Origin of the sequence: Blautia sp. RTP21359st1_E11_RTP21359_211015 (assembly GCF_040910705.1) — a bacterium.
GTDB lineage: Bacteria > Bacillota > Clostridia > Lachnospirales > Lachnospiraceae > Blautia_A > Blautia_A fusiformis.
In genome coordinates, this window is the sequence record NZ_JBDGAB010000121.1 from 1 (window position 1) to 1466 (window position 1466).

Below are 1466 nucleotides of genomic sequence, written 5' to 3' on the forward strand. Positions count from 1 at the left end.
CCACCGGCTCCAGTCCACAGAAAATATCTACAAGAATGGCATTATGACCTTTTTTACGAAGTGCCTTGCAGACACCGGTTCCTGTTACGATGGAGATCTCTCTTTCTGTACTGGTTCCGCCTGCCAATACAACGATATTCATACTTTCATCTCCCTTGATGATCTTGTGTTTTCTTTCTTCGTATTGTTTTAATATTTCTTTTAATCTCTTATTCATAAACTACGATTGGTACTCCTACACTAATATTATTATAAATGATTGCCGCCTTATCCTTCGGGGTGTTTACACAGCCATGAGAACCATTTGTGATATAGATCTGCCCGCCATACTGTGAACGCCAGCTTGCGTCATGGATTCCGACTCCTCCGGAAAACGGCATCCAGTATGTAACCGGTGATGCATATCCAGGTCCCTTCAAAACTGCCGGTGAACGCATGGCATCCAGTGCAAAGCATCCGGTTGGTGTGGAATGGCCCTTTCGGACACAGCCGGTAACTACCGGTGTATCTACCAGAAGCTGTCCGTCTTTATAGAATACCATTCTCTGGTTGGTCAGGTCAATCTCTACATATGTATTTCCGATATCATTGGTATCTCTGCAAAGTCCGCTGTAAGCATACGCCGGCTGTCTCACTTCTGTAGTTCCTGCAAGAATGGCATTATAAAGCCATTCAGTCTCTGCGGTCTGATCGATAGCCCATCCGTAATCACCGCCTTTAATGGTTTTCTGGCGGCCATCGTAGGTGGTAAATGTCCTCGTGCAGCCAAAGGTATCATATTTATATCCCAGGCTGTTCACATAAGCTGCAACCTGATCTTTATTTACTATATAATCTCCGTTTGCGTCCCTGACCAGCCAGTCTTTGATGGTATTTCGGTCAAGCTGTTCCGACCGGTCCGAAAAATCATAGGTGATCACGCAGCTGGTAAGCTTGTTCATCTGGTCACAATCTTTTTTCAGAGCTTCATCGTCTTTATATATCGATGGTTTTTTGTAGCAGTTTTTCTTTTCCAGACTAACTGTTTTGTCTCCTGCGGAAACAGCTGCACGGATCACATTCTGAACCTTTTTTGTATCCAGGGTCGTTCCTTCTTTTTCCGGCTGGATCTCGTAGGTTTCGCCATTATCCTTAATGCATGCGTCTGCAGGCTTTTCCATATTGTCCTTCTGCATGCATTTCAGATTCTTCACAGCCTCTGTCAGCTTGTTCTGATCTTCATAAGCAGTATCCGTTGCCAGTGTATATTTTTTCTTCTGATTAAAAGCAAGGAACCATTTGTACCGGTCCTGTTTCTTGATCAGCTTTTTGGCTCCGCCATCCGGCTTGTAGACCAGGCCGGCTTCTTTTGCGGTAATGCTCTCTTTTCCGTTGTTTCTTGTATCAACGGTAAGAACATATGCCTGCACTTCCTTTGCAAGAAGCTTTTCTGTTTCATCTGCAGTTTTATAGGAGCAGTTAAAACC

Annotated in this window: 1 protein-coding gene and 1 pseudogene; both read right to left on the bottom strand. The window is 44.3% G+C overall.

Annotation, left to right across the window (positions count from 1 at the left end):
• Positions 1 to 217 (bottom strand): annotated as a pseudogene (locus tag AB5026_RS18940) (hypothetical protein); the annotation flags it as partial.
• Positions 210 to 1466 (bottom strand): L,D-transpeptidase family protein (locus AB5026_RS18945; protein ID WP_368214148.1); only part of this gene is annotated, 1257 nt, incomplete at its 5' end. The pseudogene AB5026_RS18940 and the gene AB5026_RS18945, both read right to left, overlap by 8 nt.